Source organism: Rothia sp. 18CD1-1, assembly GCF_055285355.1.
This window is the reverse complement of record NZ_JBUZLI010000001.1, coordinates 154341-172818: the sequence shown is the minus strand read 5'-3', so window position 1 is coordinate 172818 and position 18478 is coordinate 154341. Positions and strand designations below refer to the sequence as shown.

General features: G+C 58.7%; 17 protein-coding genes. 10 read left to right on the top strand and 7 right to left on the bottom strand.

What is annotated here, in order from left to right:
- The first annotated feature begins 4 nt into the window (after positions 1–4).
- The 9 genes from ACS1BR_RS00845 to ACS1BR_RS00805 all read left to right on the top strand — a co-directional run bounded on the left by ACS1BR_RS00845 (position 5) and on the right by ACS1BR_RS00805 (position 10794).
- A complete protein-coding gene (locus ACS1BR_RS00845; RefSeq protein WP_463559521.1) occupies positions 5–2986 on the top strand; it encodes a fibrinogen-like YCDxxxxGGGW domain-containing protein in 2982 nt (993 codons plus the stop codon).
- 277 nt (positions 2987–3263) lie between these two features.
- Entirely contained in the window at positions 3264–4013 is a 750-nt protein-coding gene (locus ACS1BR_RS00840) for a CDP-alcohol phosphatidyltransferase family protein (RefSeq protein ID WP_463559519.1), read from the top strand.
- The gene (locus ACS1BR_RS00835) at positions 4014–4937 is read left to right on the top strand and encodes a glycosyltransferase family 2 protein (RefSeq protein WP_463559518.1); all 924 of its coding nucleotides are present in this window, start codon (positions 4014–4016) and stop codon (positions 4935–4937) included.
- Positions 4938–4949: 12 nt separating this feature from the next.
- Positions 4950–6248: an O-antigen ligase family protein gene (locus ACS1BR_RS00830; RefSeq protein ID WP_463559517.1), complete on the top strand. Its 1299-nt coding sequence runs from the start codon at positions 4950–4952 to the stop codon at positions 6246–6248.
- Entirely contained in the window at positions 6248–7774 is a 1527-nt protein-coding gene (locus ACS1BR_RS00825; RefSeq protein ID WP_463559516.1) for an oligosaccharide flippase family protein, read from the top strand. Before ACS1BR_RS00830 ends, ACS1BR_RS00825 begins: the two co-directional genes overlap by 1 nt.
- Positions 7761–9002: a Wzz/FepE/Etk N-terminal domain-containing protein gene (locus ACS1BR_RS00820; protein WP_463559515.1), complete on the top strand. Its 1242-nt coding sequence runs from the start codon at positions 7761–7763 to the stop codon at positions 9000–9002. The genes ACS1BR_RS00825 and ACS1BR_RS00820 overlap by 14 nt, the downstream gene beginning before the upstream one ends.
- Positions 9003–9012: 10 nt before the next feature.
- Positions 9013–9462, top strand: coding sequence for a PssD/Cps14F family polysaccharide biosynthesis glycosyltransferase (gene pssD / locus ACS1BR_RS00815; RefSeq protein WP_463559514.1), 450 nt, complete (start codon positions 9013–9015; stop codon positions 9460–9462).
- A 49-nt stretch (positions 9463–9511) separates the two neighbouring features.
- Positions 9512–10129 carry a glycosyltransferase gene (locus ACS1BR_RS00810; protein WP_463559513.1) on the top strand — a complete coding sequence of 206 codons (618 nt, stop codon included), beginning with the start codon at positions 9512–9514 and terminating at the stop codon, positions 10127–10129.
- 167 nt (positions 10130–10296) lie between these two features.
- The gene (locus ACS1BR_RS00805) at positions 10297–10794 is read left to right on the top strand and encodes a DUF2505 domain-containing protein (protein ID WP_463559512.1); all 498 of its coding nucleotides are present in this window, start codon (positions 10297–10299) and stop codon (positions 10792–10794) included.
- Between the two features lie 197 nt (positions 10795–10991).
- Here ACS1BR_RS00805 and ACS1BR_RS00800 read toward each other — a convergent pair whose 3' ends face one another.
- The 7 genes from ACS1BR_RS00800 to rfbB all read right to left on the bottom strand — a co-directional run bounded on the left by ACS1BR_RS00800 (position 10992) and on the right by rfbB (position 17505).
- Positions 10992–11426: an adenylyltransferase/cytidyltransferase family protein gene (locus tag ACS1BR_RS00800; RefSeq protein WP_463559511.1), complete on the bottom strand. Its 435-nt coding sequence runs from the start codon at positions 11424–11426 to the stop codon at positions 10992–10994.
- Between the two features lie 167 nt (positions 11427–11593).
- The gene (sufU, locus tag ACS1BR_RS00795) at positions 11594–12058 is read right to left on the bottom strand and encodes a Fe-S cluster assembly sulfur transfer protein SufU (RefSeq protein ID WP_463559510.1); all 465 of its coding nucleotides are present in this window, start codon (positions 12056–12058) and stop codon (positions 11594–11596) included.
- A 34-nt stretch (positions 12059–12092) separates the two neighbouring features.
- Positions 12093–13397: a SufS family cysteine desulfurase gene (locus ACS1BR_RS00790; protein WP_463559509.1), complete on the bottom strand. Its 1305-nt coding sequence runs from the start codon at positions 13395–13397 to the stop codon at positions 12093–12095.
- Positions 13398–13513: 116 nt separating this feature from the next.
- Positions 13514–14101 carry an aminoacyl-tRNA hydrolase gene (gene pth / locus ACS1BR_RS00785; protein WP_463559508.1) on the bottom strand — a complete coding sequence of 196 codons (588 nt, stop codon included), beginning with the start codon at positions 14099–14101 and terminating at the stop codon, positions 13514–13516.
- A gap of 137 nt (positions 14102–14238) precedes the next feature.
- Positions 14239–14856 carry a 50S ribosomal protein L25/general stress protein Ctc gene (locus ACS1BR_RS00780; protein ID WP_463559507.1) on the bottom strand — a complete coding sequence of 206 codons (618 nt, stop codon included), beginning with the start codon at positions 14854–14856 and terminating at the stop codon, positions 14239–14241.
- A 227-nt stretch (positions 14857–15083) separates the two neighbouring features.
- Entirely contained in the window at positions 15084–16505 is a 1422-nt protein-coding gene (locus ACS1BR_RS00775; protein ID WP_463559505.1) for a sugar nucleotide-binding protein, read from the bottom strand.
- A 1-nt stretch (position 16506) separates the two neighbouring features.
- Positions 16507–17505: a dTDP-glucose 4,6-dehydratase gene (gene rfbB / locus ACS1BR_RS00770; protein WP_463559504.1), complete on the bottom strand. Its 999-nt coding sequence runs from the start codon at positions 17503–17505 to the stop codon at positions 16507–16509.
- Between the two features lie 82 nt (positions 17506–17587).
- Between rfbB and rfbA the strand changes: the two genes are divergently transcribed.
- A complete protein-coding gene (rfbA, locus tag ACS1BR_RS00765) occupies positions 17588–18448 on the top strand; it encodes a glucose-1-phosphate thymidylyltransferase RfbA (RefSeq protein WP_463559502.1) in 861 nt (286 codons plus the stop codon).
- Positions 18449–18478 lie beyond the last annotated feature (30 nt).

Here is an 18478-nt window from a genome sequence, read left to right as displayed (position 1 = left end):
CACCATGAAACTAAAAAATATCTCACGTAAATTTGCGGTAGGGGCTACCGCACTGGTCATGGGGGCCTCTCTACTCCCCACCGTTGGCGCCCAGGCGGCGACCACAAAACCCGACGGCTCATCGAGCGACAAAGCGGCGGCATCCTGCTACGAGATCAAGCAGAATGACCCCAACTCCAGGTCGGGATCCTACTGGCTCTACACCCCCCAGATGGACGCGCCCCAACAGTTCTACTGCGACCAGGAAACCAACGGGGGCGGCTGGGTTCTCATTGGCCGCGGCCGCGAAGGCTGGACACAGGACTATGCCGGCAAGGGCAAGGCAGATGATCTGGCATCCAACCCCGACGGCACCGACGCGTTCACCCCGGTACAGCTTGGCTCCTCAACCGTCGATGCCCTCCTGGGCGGCAAAGCACCCAGCGATCTTGAAGACGGTATTCGGTTCCGCCGAGCTACCGACTCAAACGGTAACAACTGGCAGAACCTCTACGCCAACCGCGACAACACCAAAAACTGGAGCTGGGCGCTACAGGCCAACGCCAAATGGTCTTCGATCAGCATTGACAACCCCTACAGCGTCGGCTCAAACTACCGCACCTCATCGTCGGTGGGCAGAATTGGCAACTGGGATAACCGGTACAACGCCCTAGCCTTTACCACCACCAGTAGCTTTGGTTGGAAGCTGGGCTTCAGCTACGGCTCATCCGTGCGCGGTAGCAACTCTTCCAGCTCCTACCTGTGGAGCCCCACCGGCAGCTCGGCCATGCCCTTCACCCAGGTCTACGTGCGCCCCCAGCTCACCCAGGACAATGCCGGTTTCACCCGGATTGCCGACAGCGGGGCGGGCAAAGAAGAGAAAACCCAGATCCCTAACAACTACACCGCCAAAATGAAGTGGCGCACCTCCGAAGAAACCGGAAACGGAGCCACCGGAGAACTCAACACCCAGGTGCAGGCCATCACCCAGGTGGGTAACACCGTGTTTACCGGCGGTAACTTCAAAAACGTGGTGAGCGCAAGCGGTGAGACCGTGGACCAGTCTTTCCTTGCCGGGTTCGATGTCAACAGCTCAGAACTCGTTCGCTCCTTTACCCCCACCTTTAACGGCCAGATTAAGGCGGTGGAGGGCCTATCCAACGGAAAGCTTGCCGTGGGCGGTGAGTTTACCCGCGTCAACGGTGAAGATGTTTCCGGTTTTGTGGTGCTTGACCCGGTCACCGGCGAAATTGACCGCACCTACGACTGGGTGGTGGAAAACCGTCTCTCATCGGGCACCACCGTTGTTCGCTCCATTCACGAGTCAAACGGCTACCTCTACCTGGGAGGTGCCTTCACCCACACCAAGGGCCAGACCTCGAAGTACTACGTCTACGCCCGTAACGCCGTGCGTTTTAAGATGGACGACGGGTCTGCCGACCGCAACTGGTCTCCCCGCTTCAACGGCACCGTTAACGGTATTAACGCCGCCGAAGACGGTTCCGCTGTCTACGCCGCCGGCTACTTCTCCACCCTGGGTAATCAGAGGAGCTGGAAACTGGCTTCCATTGACCCAACCAACGGTTCGCTGAAGCAGACCTGGGACTGGAAACTGTCGTACACCTCATCGAGAACCGCTAACAGCATGGGTTTCCAGTTTGACGTTCAGGACAGCGGCAACTCCGTTTACGCGGCCGGTGCCGAGCACCTCATTGCCCAGTACAATAAGAGCGATCTTTCCCGCATGTCTTCTGCTATTACCCGCAACGGCGGTGACTTCCAGGACCTTTACCGGGACAAGAACAGCGATGTGATCTACGGTGCCTGCCACTGTGGCGACTGGATCTACGAGGGCGGCGACACCCACGATGACCCCTGGTCCACCTCCAACAATATTCACAGTATCCGCCTCGTGAGCGCCTTCAATGCCTCGACCGGTCAGGTGATCCCCGACTTCAACCCCAATCTGGCCGGCGCTAAAGGCTACGGCGTATGGGAATCGTTTGTCGACTCCACCGGTGTGCTCTGGGTCGGCGGTGATATCACCAAGTCCATGGGTGCAAGCGGCGTGCAGAAAACCGTTGGGTTTGCCCGCTTTACCCCCCGCGACGTGACCCCGGCGGCGGCACCGTCTAACCTGTCGGTAACCACCGAGGGCTCAACCGATAAGCTGACCTGGACCAGCGGCACGTCGTCAAAGACCGCCTACCAGGTGCTCCGTAACGACCGCGTGATCGCCACCGTGACCAACGGAACCTCCTACGAGGTTTCCCACACCGATGACGCCCGCTATTTTGTTCGCTCGGTAGACAACGCCGGTAACTACTCCGAGACCACCGCTGTGGCCACCAGCTCGGGAAGTTCAGATCCGACCTCGGAGCCCAGCCCCACGGATGATCCGACCGCTGAACCCACCGCCGAGCCCACGGCTGAGCCAACCGTCGAACCCACTGCCGAGCCCACCGAGAAGGAAACAGAGTCTCCTGCTACCAAGGAAGTGGTGGCCGCCGGCTCTGACTGGAACTACCTGCTCAACGGTTTCTACACCGCCGATAGCTGGAAGGATACCGACACCTCGGTCACCGGATGGCGCACCGCTAAGGCCCCCATGGGCTGGTCGGCAAGCAACCTCAGCAGCCAGCTGACACTGGGCCGCTACAACTCGCAGCCCACCTCCATGTTCGCTCGTCAAGAGTTCACCATCGACAGCCTCAACGGCTACTCCAAAATGGTTCTCAAGGTGCGGGTAGATGACGGTGCCGCGGTGTATGTCAATGGTACAGAGGTTGGCCGCTATAACCTCTCTTCCTGGTACCGGCAGGTTCCCGGTTATGCTCAGGCAGAGCGTTCCCGCTCCGATAGCGAAGCCCAGAATGACCTGACAACCCTGGAGGTCCCGGTCTCCCAGCTCCGCGAGGGGAAAAACACCATTGCCGTGCAGTCACACGCCTATAGCCCCTGGTATTCGGGTGTGAGTTTTGACCTTTCAGCAACGCTGGAAAAATAAAACCCTACCTGGCAAGCCGCTATGCTGATAGAATCTAGCGACAGGTTTTATCAGCCGGTGCAAACCGCTCGATAAGAAAAGTCAAATCGTGCGGTTTGCACCTTGTGGTTTTTACACCTGTTAAGAGCCTGTGTCTCGTTAGGGAAAAGTGCAAGACACCCGGCCCATACACACCTCATATCACAGCAAAACTACACCGACTGCTTCCCCGTCCCACCGGGCCCGGGCAGAAACTGCCGGTAGAGAAATCCAATCACCACTACTTCGATAGGTTCCCGTGAGTTCGCAACATTTAGAACCCCGCAATCCAGGCTTCAGAACCACCCTGAGCTCCCTCAACTCCGCGCAGAAACCGGGTCACGGTGTACCCGCCTACACTCGCTGGGTCAACCGCAGAGTTGCCCGTTTTCTTGCCGCCGGAGCCGTTAAATTCGGTATCAGCCCCAACGGTGTTACCGCCATCAGTGCCTCCCTCTCCCTGCTGGGTCTGCTCACCCTACTTTTTGCTCGCCCCAGCTTTCTTACCGGGCTCATCGTTGCCCTGCTTTTTGCCGCCGGCTACGCCTTCGACTCTGCGGACGGCCAGGTGGCCCGGGTGACCGGAGCCTCCTCACCGGCCGGTGAGTGGCTGGATCACGTGGTCGATTCCATCCGGGTTCCCGCTATCCACCTGTCGGTGCTGGTAGCCTTCATCCGTTTTGAGGATCACTGGCCGGCTACCGGCTGGGCCCTCTGGTGGCTGCCTCTGGCCTTTACCGTGATCACCGTCGGCCATTTTATGAGCCAGATCCTGGCCGAGCAGCTGCGCAACAACCGCAAAACCTCGGCACCGGCCACCGGTGGCACCCTGCGTTCTTTTATCAACCTGCACATGGATGCCGGAACCCTGTGCTGGATCTTTATCTTCTGGGGTTGGGGAACCGGTTTTGTGGTGGTCTACGGGCTACTTTTCACCGCTACCTTCCTTACCACGGCGGTGTCGATGCGCCGCAAATTTGTCTCGCTCAGCACACCGTCAGGAGAATAAATGTCACCGCTTCCAGTCTCAGCTCTCATCGCCACCGCCGGCGCCCGCCCGCAGCTGCTACGCACCACCGTGCAGTCGATGTTCGACCAGGATTACCCCGGCCACATCGAGGTGGTGGTGGTATTTGACTACGTGGATATCGATGACCTCAGCGACCTTGAAGTACCCGCTAACCGCTCCCTGGTGACCGTGGTCAACAACCGCTCCAAGGGTCTGGCCGGCGGCCGTAACACCGGTATCTCGGTGGCCAGCGGCACCTACGTCGGTTTCTGTGATGATGACGACTACTGGTACCCGGGGCGTATTTCGGCCCAGCTTAAACTGTGGGCAGAGCACCCCTCAGCCGCCGCAATATCGGCCGGCATGACAGTTCGCTCCGGCGGTAAAGATTTTGAACGTATCCCGCCCCTGCGCGTGACCTTCGACGATTTTCTGCAGTCCCGCATTACCGAGATCCTGCCCAGCACCACGCTTTTTATCCGCCAAGACCTGCTTGCCGACGGCAAAATCGGTCCGGTCGATGAAGACCTTCCCGCCGCCTACGGGGAAGACTACGACCTCTTTCTGCGCACCACCCGGTTTGGTGATATTTATTCTCTCCAGGAGCCGGGATCCCTCATCCTCTGGGACCGCCCCTCCTTCTTCTCGGGTAAGTGGCAGTCCATGGTGGACGGCCTCACCTACATGCTGCAAAAATTCCCCGAATTCGAGCTTCACCCCCGCGGTCTGGCTAGGGTGGCCGGCCAGATTGCCTTCGCCCACGCGGCCCTGGGCAACCGCCGACAAGCCTACGCCTACGCCCGCTCGGCCCTGCGCCGCGATATCCGCCAGCTTCGGGCCTGGGCGGCCCTGTTCATTGTGAGCGGTCTCGTCAAACCGCAGATGCTTCTGGACCTGGTCAACAAAACCGGTCGCGGCCTGTAAGAGGTACACGCCGTGGTTGTTTCCCTCTTCGAACCCAGGCGGGGTAGCCGCTACCGTGAAGTAGCGGAACACCCCGGTTCGTCCCTGTCCCGGCCGCTGCCGGCCTGGCCCCTTTACAGCCTGCTCTACGGCTACCCGGTCATCTGGGCTATGGGGATGGGGCAGTTTGCACCCACTCTTCTTGCCCTCGTCATGGTTTTCTACATGATTCTGCGCAAGAATGTGCTGATCTTTAAAACCCAGTGGATCTGGTTTGCGCTGGTGATCTGGTGCCTGCTGTGTACCGTGTCCCTCACCGGGCCCAGCGATATTCTGGCCTGGGGCCTGCGGTTCCTGGTGATTTTCAACGCCGGGGTCTACAGTGTCTACTTCTTTAACGCCCGCGACCGTATTACCAACCACGGTCTGCTGGGTGGGCTGGTGACACTCTGGTATACGGTGGTGATCCTGGGCTGGCTGGCTATTTTCTTCCCGGATTTTAGGCTCACCACCCCCATGAGCATGATTATGCCCGGTGGATTGGTGTCAAACGACCTGGTAAAGAACTATGTGATGCCTCCCCTGGCCGAGGTTCAGCTCCCCTGGGGGGCACCGGAACCCTACGTTCGCCCGTCCGCGCCCTTCCCCTACGCCAACAGCTGGGGCCTTGCCTTCACCTTCCTCACTCCGGTGGTGATTGCGGTGATGACCGCGGCCGACAAAACTCTCACCAAGGTTATCTTAGGTATTTCGATTGTTGCCGGCCTTTTCCCGGCCATCGCCACCTCAAACCGGGGCATGTTTATCGGCCTGGCTATCTGCGTGGTGTACGTGATTTTTCGTCAGGTGCTCGCCGGCAACCTCAGGGTTGCCCTCTACGCCCTGGTGGCGACAGCCCTGGCTGTTGTGGGCCTGGTAGCCTCGGGGGCTCTGGGGCAGATTCTTGGCCGGCAGGAGTATTCGGATTCCACCGGTGGGCGAGCCTCACTCTACGGAGCCACCTGGGAGGCGGTCACCCGCTCGCCGCTGGTGGGATATGGCACTGCCCGCTTGGACGTGACTGTGGGGGTCTCGCTGGGAACCCAGGGGTACCTGTGGGCGCTCATGTTTTGTTTCGGCCTGGTGGGGCTCGGCCTTTTTCTGGCCTACATGCTCTATTCTATCGGGGCCACCTGGGGTGTGCAGTCTGACACCGGCGTATGGATTCACTCTGTCCCGGTCACCGCAATCTTTGTGTTTATCTTCTACAGTTTTGACACCATGCAGATGACAGCCATGATGCTCTGTTTGGCGCTCATGATGCGTTCGCTGGTTTATCGAGAGGGGCTCTAGTGGCTAATCTAGCTAAAAGTGGGGCTTTCTCCTCGGTTTTTGTGATCTACGGTGCTGCTGCCGCCTTTGTTGCCACCCTGATCGTGTCCAACGGTCTGGGTGAGGCAAGCGCGGGAGAGTTTTTTCAGATTATGGCGCTCTTTAGTATCGGCACCTCGCTGTCAGTTTTTGGGGCGGATACCGGGCTGGTGCGCATGGTATCCGCGCAGAATGCGGTGGGCCGCTACTCGGCGGTGAAGAAGCTGATCCGCTTCGCCCTGCTACCCTCGCTGTGCATAGCTATCGCTATCACCCTGCTTGCCCTGCTCTACACCCTCGATATTTTTTCTCCCCAGCTGAGCGACAGCTACCGGGTAACATTCCGGGTGACCGCCGTATTTTTGCTTGCCGCCGCGGTCATGACCATCGGTTTTGGGGTGCTACGCGGGCTCAACCGGGTGGTTACTTTTACGGCCCTCCAAAACCTGCTCCTGCCCACCCTGCGTATTTTGGCTATCCTGTTAGCGGTCGCCTACGCCGGCAGCATGGTTTCTCTCTCTCTGGCCTGGACCGTCCCGGTGGTTCTTGTTGCCGCCCTCACCTGGTTTCTGGTGTACCGCTATATCCCCCGGGAAGAAGACAGGGTGCTTGCGACTGCCGGCGGGGAGGAAACCCTGAAAAGTTTTTGGGGGTTCAGCTCGGCCCGCGGTTTTTCTGCCGTGGTGGAAACGGTCCTGGAGTGGGTCGATGTGCTCTGCGTGGCGCTCTTTCTGGGTGCCGGCGCATCGGGTATCTACGGCGCGGTAAACCGCATGGTGCGCATGGGGGTGATGGTTGAACACATCGGTCGGGTGGTCACCGGGCCCTCAATCAGCTCGGCTCTGGCTGTCGGCGATCGGGCGCGGGCGCGTCTTATCTTCCTGGCCAATACCAGGGTGCTGATCGCCACCGGCTGGCCCTTCTATATCAGCCTTGCCTTCTTCGGTTCCACCCTCATGGAGGTGTTCGGTGAAGGCTTCTCCCGGGGCGCCGGGGTGCTCTGGGTGATTTGCCCGGCCATGATGGTGGCCATGTCTGCCGGCGGGGTGCAGTCCGTGCTTCTCATGAGCGGAAAATCGCGCTGGCAGCTCTACAACAAACTTTCTGCGCTGGCGGTTTCACTTACCCTCAACTTCACCCTGGTCCCCCTCTGGGGGCTGTTCGGTGCGGTCACCGCCTGGGCGGCAGCCGCGCTTATCGACACGTTTCTTGCCGCCTACCAGGTGCTTCGCCTGGTGGGGATCCGGGCCAGCGTGACCGAGATATATCCGGTTATGCTTCTGGGCTCCGGTGTTCCGGTAGCGGCTGCCCTGATCGCTCAGAGTATTCTGGGGCAAAGCTGGTGGGCCATCCTGCTCTACGCCGTGCTTTTGGTCCCCACCTATCTTCTCCTGCTCTACCGGTTCCGCGAGGCAGTCGGTATCAGTTCCCTTTTCCCGTCTCGCACCAAGAAAAGCAGCACTAGCAAAGCTCACCAGAAAGAGGATGATATTAGTGGCACAGCATAACCTTCCGACGCGCCGCACCCGAGCAGAGGCCGCGCCCTCGCATAAGCCGCAGGCCCTCAAGCCTGTCTCCCTCTCCGAACAGCTCAAAAAAATTATTCGTCACCCGGTAATTGTGCTGGCGTGTGTGGCTGTCTGCGCAATCTTGGGGGCCGTTGCTTCCCTGTTCACCGCTACCCGCTATGAGGCGACCTCAACCGTGGTGGTCTACGCGCTCACGCAGGACCCCAACGCCGCCGCCTCCAACCAGACCAGTGTCAATATTGACACCGAGGCGTCGGTGGCCGGCTCCCAGGAGGTGGCCAGGCGGGCTGCCGAACAGCTCGATTCGTCTGACCCCGAGCTCACCGGAAAGATCAAATCCAGCATGGCAGTGGCCGCCCACTCGGGTACCGCCATTCTTGATTTCACCGCAACCGCCAATTCCGCTGAGGACGCGGCGACCTACGCCAACGCCATGGCGGAAGCCTACCTTGAAGTACGCCAGTCGAGCCTCCAGAGTTCTGTAGACTCCACCGCCGAAGAGATTCGCGACTCGCTCAGCTCTCTGGGGGAAGGCGATACCGCCACCCGTAACGCGCTCCAGGAAAAACTAGCCCAGGTGGAGGTCACCTCAACCACAGCCGGGCGTGTGGTAACCCAGGCGCAGACACCGCAGTCCGCTAAAAGCCTCTCTGTCGGAAAATACATGCTGGTTGGCGCGGTCATGGGTGCCCTGATCGGTATGGTAGCTGCCCGCGTGGTTGACTCCCGCACCCGGACTATTGCCTACCCTGACAGGCTTGAAGACATGGTGGGTAACATTCATCTGGTTCGCCAGCAGCACGCTGTTGAGGACACCCGCCGTCTGCTCCGCTCCCTGGGTGCGCCCGGCGGAGAGTTTACCGCCGCCGGACTTCGGGGCCTGGTCATTTACTCTGATTCCCAGCAGACCGGTCAGAGCTTTGCCGGTTCTATCGCCGAGGCTATTTCTAACCGGAGGGTTCATTTCTTGGATTCTCTGCAGGGTCTCTCCCCCGCCGAGTCCGGCAATACCGATGCCGAGATGGAGCCCACGGTGGTGCTGGCACCGGTCGACACCGAGTTCTCGCAGGTGTTTGATGCGGCCGACATTTTGGGTTCATGCGTGCTGGTAGTGTCGAACACCTCGTCGGTTGACGAGGTTCGAGAGTTTGTTGCTGTAGCCGAAACTTCCGCTGCCACTATAGAATATGTATATCTCGCAAACTAAGGGGAATACATTGAAAGCACTATATGTTGCTAGTGCGGGGGGTCATCTTGCGCAGTTGATCGCCCTGCAGAAATTTTGGAAGGAACACGACCGCACCTGGGCGACTTTTGATTTGCCGGAGGTTCGAGCGGTATTGGAGGGTGAAAAAGTGGACTGGGTATATTTCCCAACCACTCGTAATCTTCCCAATGCCCTGCGCAACCTCCGTTTGGCCTGGACTGTTCTTCGTCGGGAACGCCCCGATGTGGTAATTAGTACCGGGGCGGCAGTGGCTGTTTCTTTTTTCGCGGTTGCAAAGATATTAGGGATCCGCACCGTGTTTATTGAAGCATACGACCGCATTACCATGCCCACCATGAGCGCACGGCTGTGTTATCCCATGAGTGATCTTTTTCTTGTTCAGTGGGATGAGCAGAAGCGAGCCTTTCCCGAGGCGGTCAATATCGGGGCAATCCTGTAATTTCATTCATTAATTTGTAAAGTTCATAGACTCATTAGGGGAAGTTTATATGACTGTACATTCTGAGACCGGGGACAGCGGAGAACGCGCTATCCCCCGTTACGACCTGGTAGTTTCGTTAGGGACCGACTACCACGCCTTTGACCGGTTGGTCGGTTGGGTCGATTCCTATCTGGCCAAGCACCCTGAGGTTTCATGCCTCTTCCAGCACGGTTTCACCGGCGCACCGGAGAACGCCACCGACAGTATTTCTAGGCTTCCGCGTGCTGATCTTCTTCAGATCTACAAGCAGGCTAAGGTAGTGGTGGTCCAGGGCGGACCCGGCTCCATTCTGGACGCCCGCGAGGTGGGACAGATCCCGTTTGCTGTTCCGCGCCGCAGCGACCTGGACGAGGTGGTCGATGATCACCAGATTGAGTTCTCTCGCGTGATGGAAAGCTACGGTGAAACCCGGGTTATTGCTGACGCCGAAGATTTTGAGAACAAGATAAATTGGGCTCTTGACCATCCCGAGCGGGTACGCGGTGAGGTGCGACTTCCGGGAGCCGACGATGCAGCGGATAAGATGTCGGAACTTTTTGCGAATTTTGCCCCCTCTGTGGGCCACGATAGCCGAAAATTTGTGCGCCGCTGCGGACAGGTTTTACGCGGTATTTTGGCCGGGTAGAGCAGTAAAATTGTGCTGGAGGGTGACTGTTTCCGATGTCGGAGGTAGTCACCCTCCAGCGAAACGGGGCCGCGAAAATTCGCGACGGGTTACCTCTCTTGGGTATCTTGAACCCGTGCCTGTTTTCGTTGATCGAGAACCCTCAAACCTATAAGAAAGGGACTTCTATGTCTGTTCAGGAATCAACCACCGTCAATACACCGGTGGCACGCGTTATTGAAGCCTACGCATCCGAGGATTTTGCGCGTTTTGTGTGTGACCAGCTCGAGATTGCTTTTGGTTCTTTCTCGGTAGACGGGGATACCTCCGGGGCGTTTACCTCAACAACCACCCGCACGGTTTCTGCCGACCGGGTACCTGATATTGCCAAGAAGTTTGTTTCAAAGGGTCTTCAAATGACCCAGACCGATCAGGTCTCTGCCCCCGGTGATGATGGTGTACGCACCGTCACCACCGACATCAAGGTCGGCGGGCTTCCGATCAGTGCACAGGCCACACAGAAGCTACTGCCCCAGGGTGAGCAGACCGTTATCGAGGTCAGCGGCGAGGTATCCTGCGGTATCCCCCTGGTGGGTAAGAAGATTGCCGCTGCGGCCGAGCCCTACGTGGGTAATGTTCTTGTGCGTCTGGGCTCCTATGTGGAGCAGTGGACAGCCCAGAAATAGACACAGCGGTAGGTAGAGGATCCACTCTTTACCCTCGCTATATACACCGGGGGTGCGGCGCCGGTGACCGGTGCCGCACCCCCGGTGTACTATCTTTTCAAGCTATCTGTGATGACAGCTCTTATTCGCCTATCTAGATCCCCTCGACAGCCGCGGACAAACACACCGCTTGGGGCCGCCGGGGAGACCAGAAGAAACTAGGACGCCGCCTTCTGGGGGGTGGACAGCGCCGCGAGTGCCGCCCTCAGCTTGGTCGACGACGTATGGGCTGTGTAGGGGAAGTAAACCACCGACACCCCCACCTCGGCAAAGCGGTTTTCAAGGTCGATACCGCGGGGTGTACCTTTCCAGTCATCGCCCTTAAAGAAGGTGTTAAAACCGACCTGCTCCCAGGTTTCAAGCTTATCCACCACGGTTTCTGCCCGCACCTCATCCACAAAGTCAATGTGCGCGACGATCTCCATGCGCTCTGCCAGCGGCACGATCGGGCGGCGGCCCTTGGTGAGCTCAAGCATTTCATCGGAGACCACACCCGCTATGAGATAGTCACAGTTTTTCTTTGCCTGGCGAAGAATGTTGAGGTGTCCCACGTGGAACAGATCAAAAGCGCCGGCTGCATAGCCAATATTCATTGCGTTTCCCCTTTATCGCGCGTTGTTACCCGGCCCGGGGTTTCCCCTACCCGCGGGCGGTCATGGCATCTACAGCCGGCCCCCTTCACACTAGTGGATAGTGAAGCTCAAGCGAAAGAAAATCGTGAGCATAGTTTGGGGGACAAAGTCTTCTAGATGCCACCTCTTTAGTGGACAGTTGCCGCCAAATGTGCCTCTTTCGCTGCTTCTTCTGCGGCAACCCAGGCGAGCATAGCACATTTTACCCGGGCAACGAACTTAGAAACACCGGCAAATGCGGCAGCATCGCCAAAAAATTCTTCGTCAGGCTCTATTTGTCCGCGCGAACGCAGCATCTGCCGAAAACGGTCAACCAAATCCCAAAAATCGTTTAAACCCATTCCCGGTGCCATCTGTGAAAGCACCGAGGCGGCAGCCATCGAAATGGAGCAGCCCTCCCCCTCCCAGGAGATTTTCTCGATGGTTTCGCCGTCTTCGGAGAGTTCCACCCGCAGGTTGATTTCGTCGCCGCAGGTGGGGTTGTACTGGTGGTTATCGGCGTGGGCGTGTACCGCATCGACCAGGCCCTGGCCCAAACGCTGCTTGGAGTGATCAAGAATGATGTCTTGGTAGAGGGATTCCAACCCGCTCATGGTGATCCTTTCGCTGTCTTGTCCGATTACTATGCTAGAGACCGAAGTAGCCGCGCACACCGGCAAGCTCGTCCAGAAAGCGGTCCACGTCGTCAGTGGTGTTGTAGATGTATGTGGAGGCCCGAGTCGATGCGGTCACCCCCAGTGCCCGGTGCAGGGGCTGGGCACAGTGGTGGCCCACGCGCACAGCCACCCCCCGCATATCCAAAAGCTGTCCCACGTCGTGGGGGTGTACACCGTCGACGTGCACCGCGGCTAGACCGGCGCGGGGCTTGCCCGCAGCGGGGCCCAGTAGCCGTACACCGTCAATCTTCTCGATCCCGGTAGCTAGACGCTGGCCCAGCTGCGCCTCCCAGGCGTGTACCGCGTCCATCCCCAGGTTCTCAAGGTAGCGTACCGCCTGCCCCAGCGCGACCGCCTGGCTCACCTTCTGAGTACCCGCCTCAAACCGGGTCGGTGGCGCCATAAACTCGGCCTCGGTCATACTCACCCTGGTAATCATGGAGCCGCCGGTGAGGAAGGGAGGCAGATCAGCCAGCAGTTCTGCCCGGCCGTAGAGGGCACCAATCCCGGTGGGACCTAGCATTTTGTGGCCGGAAAACACGGCAAAATCAACATCGAGTTCGTGAAAATTCACCGGCATGTGGGGAACGGACTGGCAGGAATCCAGAACCACGCGAGCACCCACGCCGCGAGCTAGCCGGGTCAGAAACTCTACGTCAGTCACCGACCCCAAGACATTGGAGACGTGGGTGAAGGCCAGCACCGCTGTTCTACCGCTGACTATTTTTTCGGCCGCCTCATAGTCGAGTGTCCCATCGGGGAGAAGCGGAATCCAGGTCAGACGGGCACCGGTCTTCTGGGCAAGGATCTGCCAGGGAATCAGGTTGGCATGGTGTTCCTGCTCGGTCACCACGATGTCATCTTCCGGTCCCAGAGCAAATTTCTTGGCAGCTTCCCCGCCCAGGCCCGCACTGGCGTTAGCCATGGAGTAGGTGATGAGGTTGATCGCCTCGGTAGCGTTAGAGGTCCATACCAGCTCATTTTCATCGGCACCGACAAAACGGGCCACGGTGCGGCGGGCATCCTCAAAGAGGTCGGTTGACTCAACCGCCAGTGTGTGGGCTCCCCGGTGCACCGCCGAGTTAGCGCCGGTATAAAAGTCTCTTTCGGCGGTGATCACCTGCACCGGGTTCTGACTGGTCGCCCCCGAATCCAGATAGGTGAGGGGGTAGCCGTTCACCCGTGTCTGAAGGAGAGGAAAGTCTTGCCGTAGCCGTGCCACCGTCTCATTGTTGAGGGGTGTTCCCGGCGCGAGGGCGTATCCCTGGGTAGTCACTGTACCGTCCTTTGGTCTCGGCTCTGCCTGTCTGCATGCGCATGCCATAACGACATATTTTTATAGCTTATTCCTGAGGGGCCGAAATTGATAGTAAGGCGGTGCTTGCCTGAGGTCTAGCCCCAGGTGCCGTGGTATTTCTGCTGGGCGGCGGCAAGGCCGTCGGTGACCAGGCTTTGGCATGCATCAGCGGCGGTATCCACCAGCAGGGGCAGCTGCCCCGTCTCGGCAGCGCTAAAAGGTCTGAGCACAAAGGTCGAGACATCCATACGCCCCGGCGGCCTACCAATTCCGGTGCGGAGGCGATAGTAGTCTTTGGTGCCCAGCGCTTTGCTGATATCGCGTAAACCGTTATGGCCACCCTCTCCCCCACCCTTCTTGATTCTGACCGTGTCGAAGGGAATATCAAGTTCGTCATGCACGGCAATAATACGGTCGGGGCCTATACCGTAGAAGGAGGCCAGGGCGGCCACGGGGCCGCCCGAGACGTTCATGAAAGTCAGCGGTTTAGCCAGCACCAGCCTGGGGCCCCCCACCCCCAGACGACCTTCCAGTGTCAATGCCCTTGCCCGCGCCTGCCTCCGGAAACTACCGCCCACTCTCTCAGCCAGGCGGTCAAGAACCATCTGTCCGATATTGTGGCGCGTTTTTTGGTACTCTTCGCCGGGGTTCCCCAGACCCACCACCAACCAAGCTTCGCCCATATCCGCTCTGCTCTCTCTTCGGTCTCGAAAAAATTTGACCACTACAATCACTGCATCCATTATCAAGGGCCCGTACACGGCAGTGTACGGGCCCTCAGAAGTCTGGCCCCGCCCCTTGCGCGGAACCGGGAGTAAACCTATTCTGACTCCGCAGCTTCACCGGCGGATTCGGCGGTTGCCTCATCGGCCTCACCGTCGGCCTCGGGGACCTCAAGAACCTCGGGCTCAGAGACGTTGACCACCAGCAGCTCACCGTCGGCAGCCAGGGTGACGTCGTCGGGAAGCACAATATCGGCGGCGGTGACATGCTCGCCAACCTTGCGGCCCTCGATATTCACAACAATCTGCTCCGGTGCAGACAGGGCGTCTGCCTCCACCAGAAGCACGGTCTCTTCAACGTTGGCAACAGCGCCCTTCTCAACCTCGCCCTCAACCTGCAGGGGAACCTCAATCTCCACACGCTCACCGCGGCGAACGATCAGCAGATCTATGTGCTGCAGCTCGGGACGGATAGGGTGACGCTGAATATCCTTAATCATGGCCAGCACGCTCTCCCCCTCAACATCGAGGTTGAGGATAGCGTTTGCGTTGCGGGCAGCCAGGGTGGTTTCGTGCCCCGGCAGCACCACATGCTGCGGTTCACTACCGTGACCGTAGATCACCGCCGGAATATCACCGGCCATGCGGATACGGCGCGCATAACCCTTGCCAAAATCTTCGCGGCGGGTTGCCGCAATCTTAATGGTGTTAGCCACTGTGTCTTCTCTTTTCTCTACTGAAAATTATTGCGCCAAGCAGTGCACTGACGCCAGAAAATAACTTCCAGTCAGCCACCGTCGGTTACGGACCTGCTTCGCAAGCATTCCACCGCCTTGGCTGTTGCCGGGGCTTCGGCAACCCATTAAGTATGCCTTCGGCCCGCGCACCGGCGCAAGAAGCACGGGTATCGAGCCCGTCACAGTAAACCTCGGCTCAACTCCTTCTACTCCGCTCCCTGCGCATAGTCGGTCAACGCCTGCCGGTGATCCCGCGGTACAAAACCGGTACCCATAATCTTTGATAGGTTTAGCGCAGAATTCTTGGGTCGGGGCGAGAAAAATTCTGCCCCCTCACAATATTTCTCGGTGCTAATATCTCTCACCCGCGCCGGGTCGTGCCCGTACGCGGCGAAACTGGCCCGGGCAAGGTCGGCCCAGGTGATCACCGGCCCGGTATTGGTGAGATTATAGGTGCCGTAGTCGGCACCGGTCTGTAGCAGATGCAGAATACCGGCCGCTAAATCTCCGGTAAAAGTCGGCCGGCCATACTGGTCGTCAATAACCGACGGATCCACCCCGGCGGCTGCCAGCGAGCGCATAGTATCCACAAAATTTTTGCCGTCACCGATCACCCACGAGGTTCGCACAATATAGTGGCGATTATAGGCGCGAGCCGCCATCTCCCCGGCAGCCTTAGACTGGCCGTAGACGCCCAGGGGGGCTACGGGGTCATTATCGCCGTATTCGCGGCCCAACTCCAGCCCGCCATCAAAAACGTAGTCGGTCGACACCTGCACCAGGTCAATGGCCGCCTCTCTGGCGCGGTCAGCAAGCGCAGCAACACCGGTAGCGTTGACCGCCCACGCCTGAGCCCTGCCCCCATCGGTCTCGGCAAGGTCAACCGCCGTGTAGGCGGCGGCGTTGATAATACCGCGCAGGGAACGCCAACGGTAGGCGTTCTTCCAGGTATCCGGCCGCGCCAGGTCAAACTCGCCCCGGGTAACACCAATATAGGGGGTACCGGCTACGGTGAACCGGCGGGCAAGCTCGCGACCCAGCTGCCCGTCTGCCCCGACCAGCAGGTAGGGGGCCGGCTTCACCGGGGTCACCTCTGCCAGATACGGGTGGTTTCTATCCTTCTCGGATAGCTCTGCGCGCCCCAGAGGTATAGGCCAGGGAACCGCCACCGTTGGATCCGCGAGATTAAGAAAAGAATAATCCCCCAGCGCCTGCTCCGACCAGTGGTCATTGACCACGTAGATATAGGCGGTGTTATCTTCCAGAGTCTGAAAGGAGTTACCCACCCCGCGCGGCACATAGACGGCGGTGTCGGGCCCCATCTCCGCGGTTACCACCCTGCCAAACGAGTCGCCCTCGCGCAGATCCACCCAGGCACCAAAGACTCTGCCACTGGCTACAGAAACATACTTGTCCCAGGGCTCGGCGTGGATACCGCGGGTGGTCCCAGCGACAGCGTTAAAGGAAACATTGTTCTGTACCGGAACAAAATCGGGTAGGCCCGCAGCAGTCATCTTCTCCCGCTGCCAGTTCTCCTTAAACCAGCCCCGGTTATCGCCGTGTACCGGCATATCAATCAGGAGTAGCCCCGGGATATCGGTGGTGTGCACCCTCAGTTCTTGACTCAACTTACTGACCAGCCTTTGCGTATTGAGCTTCCACCTCGGCCTTGAGCGGCTCCCACCAGGCGCGGTGCTGCGTATACCAGTCGATTGTGTCCGCCAGGCCCGCCTCAAAATCGGTAAACCTCGGCTCCCAGCCCAGCTGCTGCCGCAGACGGCTACCGTCGATGGCGTAACGCAAATCGTGGCCGGGGCGGTCCGTCACCTTCTCAAAAGCGTCTTCGGGCTGACCCATCAGCCGCAAAATGGTGCGGAGTACCGTGATATTGTTCCGCTCACCGCGGGCACCGATCAAATAGGTCTGCCCCTCCTCCCCCTTCTCAAGGATGGTCAGCACGGCAGACGAGTGATCGTTGGCGTGAATCCAGTCGCGCACATTCAGCCCCTCGCCGTAAAGCTTGGGCCGGATACCCGAAAGCACATTGGTAATCTGCCGCGGAATAAACTTCTCAATATGCTGGTAGGGGCCGTAGTTGTTAGAGCAGTTCGACAGGGTCGCCTCAACCCCGAAAGACCGCACCCAGGCACGCACCAGCAGGTCTGACCCCGCCTTGGTTGAGGAATAGGGGGAAGACGGATTGTAGGGGGTCTCTTCTGTAAACTTGGCGGGGGTATCAAGCTCGAGGTCACCAAAAACCTCATCGGTCGAAATGTGGTGGTAGCGCTTTCTGTGGGCGCGCACCGCCTCAAGCAGGGTGAACGTTCCCACCAGGTTGGTGTGGATAAAGGGCCGGGGGTCAGCCAGCGAGTTGTCGTTGTGGGACTCGGCCGCATAGTGCACCACCGCATCGGCTTCTGCCACCAGCGGGTCCACGATGTCGCGGTCAGCAACGTCACCGCGCACCAGGGTGAAACGGGAGGAATCAGCGCCCTCCAGCGATTTCTCGTTTGCCGCGTAGGTCATTTTGTCCAGAACCACCACCGAGTGCTCGGTATTATCGAGAAGATAATGAACAAAATTTGATCCGATAAACCCGGCACCGCCGGTTACTAAGATTTTTGCCATGCTCCCATGGTAAGGGGTAACCACCAAAAAATTTATTCTCGGGTTAGAAAAGTATTGCGGGTTTACATGTCAGAATGGGCCTATGAAGGGAATTATTTTAGCCGGCGGAACCGGTAGCCGACTCCACCCCGTTACCCTGGGAATCAGTAAGCAGCTCACCCCCGTTTACGATAAACCAATGATCTACTACCCGCTTTCGACCCTGATGCTGGCGGGGATTCAAGACATTCTCATCATCACCACCGGTGAAGATCTTGAGCAGTTTCAGCGGTTGCTGGGCGACGGCTCACGGTTTGGGGTGCGGTTTAGCTACAGGGTGCAGCCTTCCCCCGACGGCCTGGCACAGGCTTTTCTGCTGGGCGAGGATCATATTGGTGAAGACTCGGTGGCCCTGGTGCTCGGCGACAATATTTTTTACGGGCCGGGGCTGGGAACCCAGCTCCGCAAATACAGCACTATTGACGGCGCCGCCGTATTCGGCTACCGAGTAGCGGATCCACGGGCCTACGGCGTGGTGGAGTTTGACGAAAATTACAGGGCTATTTCTATTGAAGAAAAACCGCGGTTTCCTAAGAGCGAGTACGCGATCCCCGGACTCTATTTCTACGATAACCGGGTGGTTGAGATTGCTAAAAGTATAAGGCCCTCGGCCCGCGGTGAGCTAGAAATTAGCGATCTCAACAGTGTCTATCTCCGGCAGGGAAAATTACGGGTGGAGATTCTGCCGCGCGGCACCGCCTGGCTTGATACCGGGACTTTTGATTCTCTCTCCGATGCCACCCATTTTATTCGCACCGTACAGGCGCGGCAGGGGCTCTCTATTGGCTGCCCCGAGGAGATTGCCTGGCGGATGAAATATATTGATGATTCCCGCCTAGAAGAACTGGCCCAGCCCCTTCTTAAAAGCGGCTACGGTAAATACCTGATGGGCCTGCTGAAGTAGGCTGTTGAGGTGGCAAGGTTCTGCGGTTGA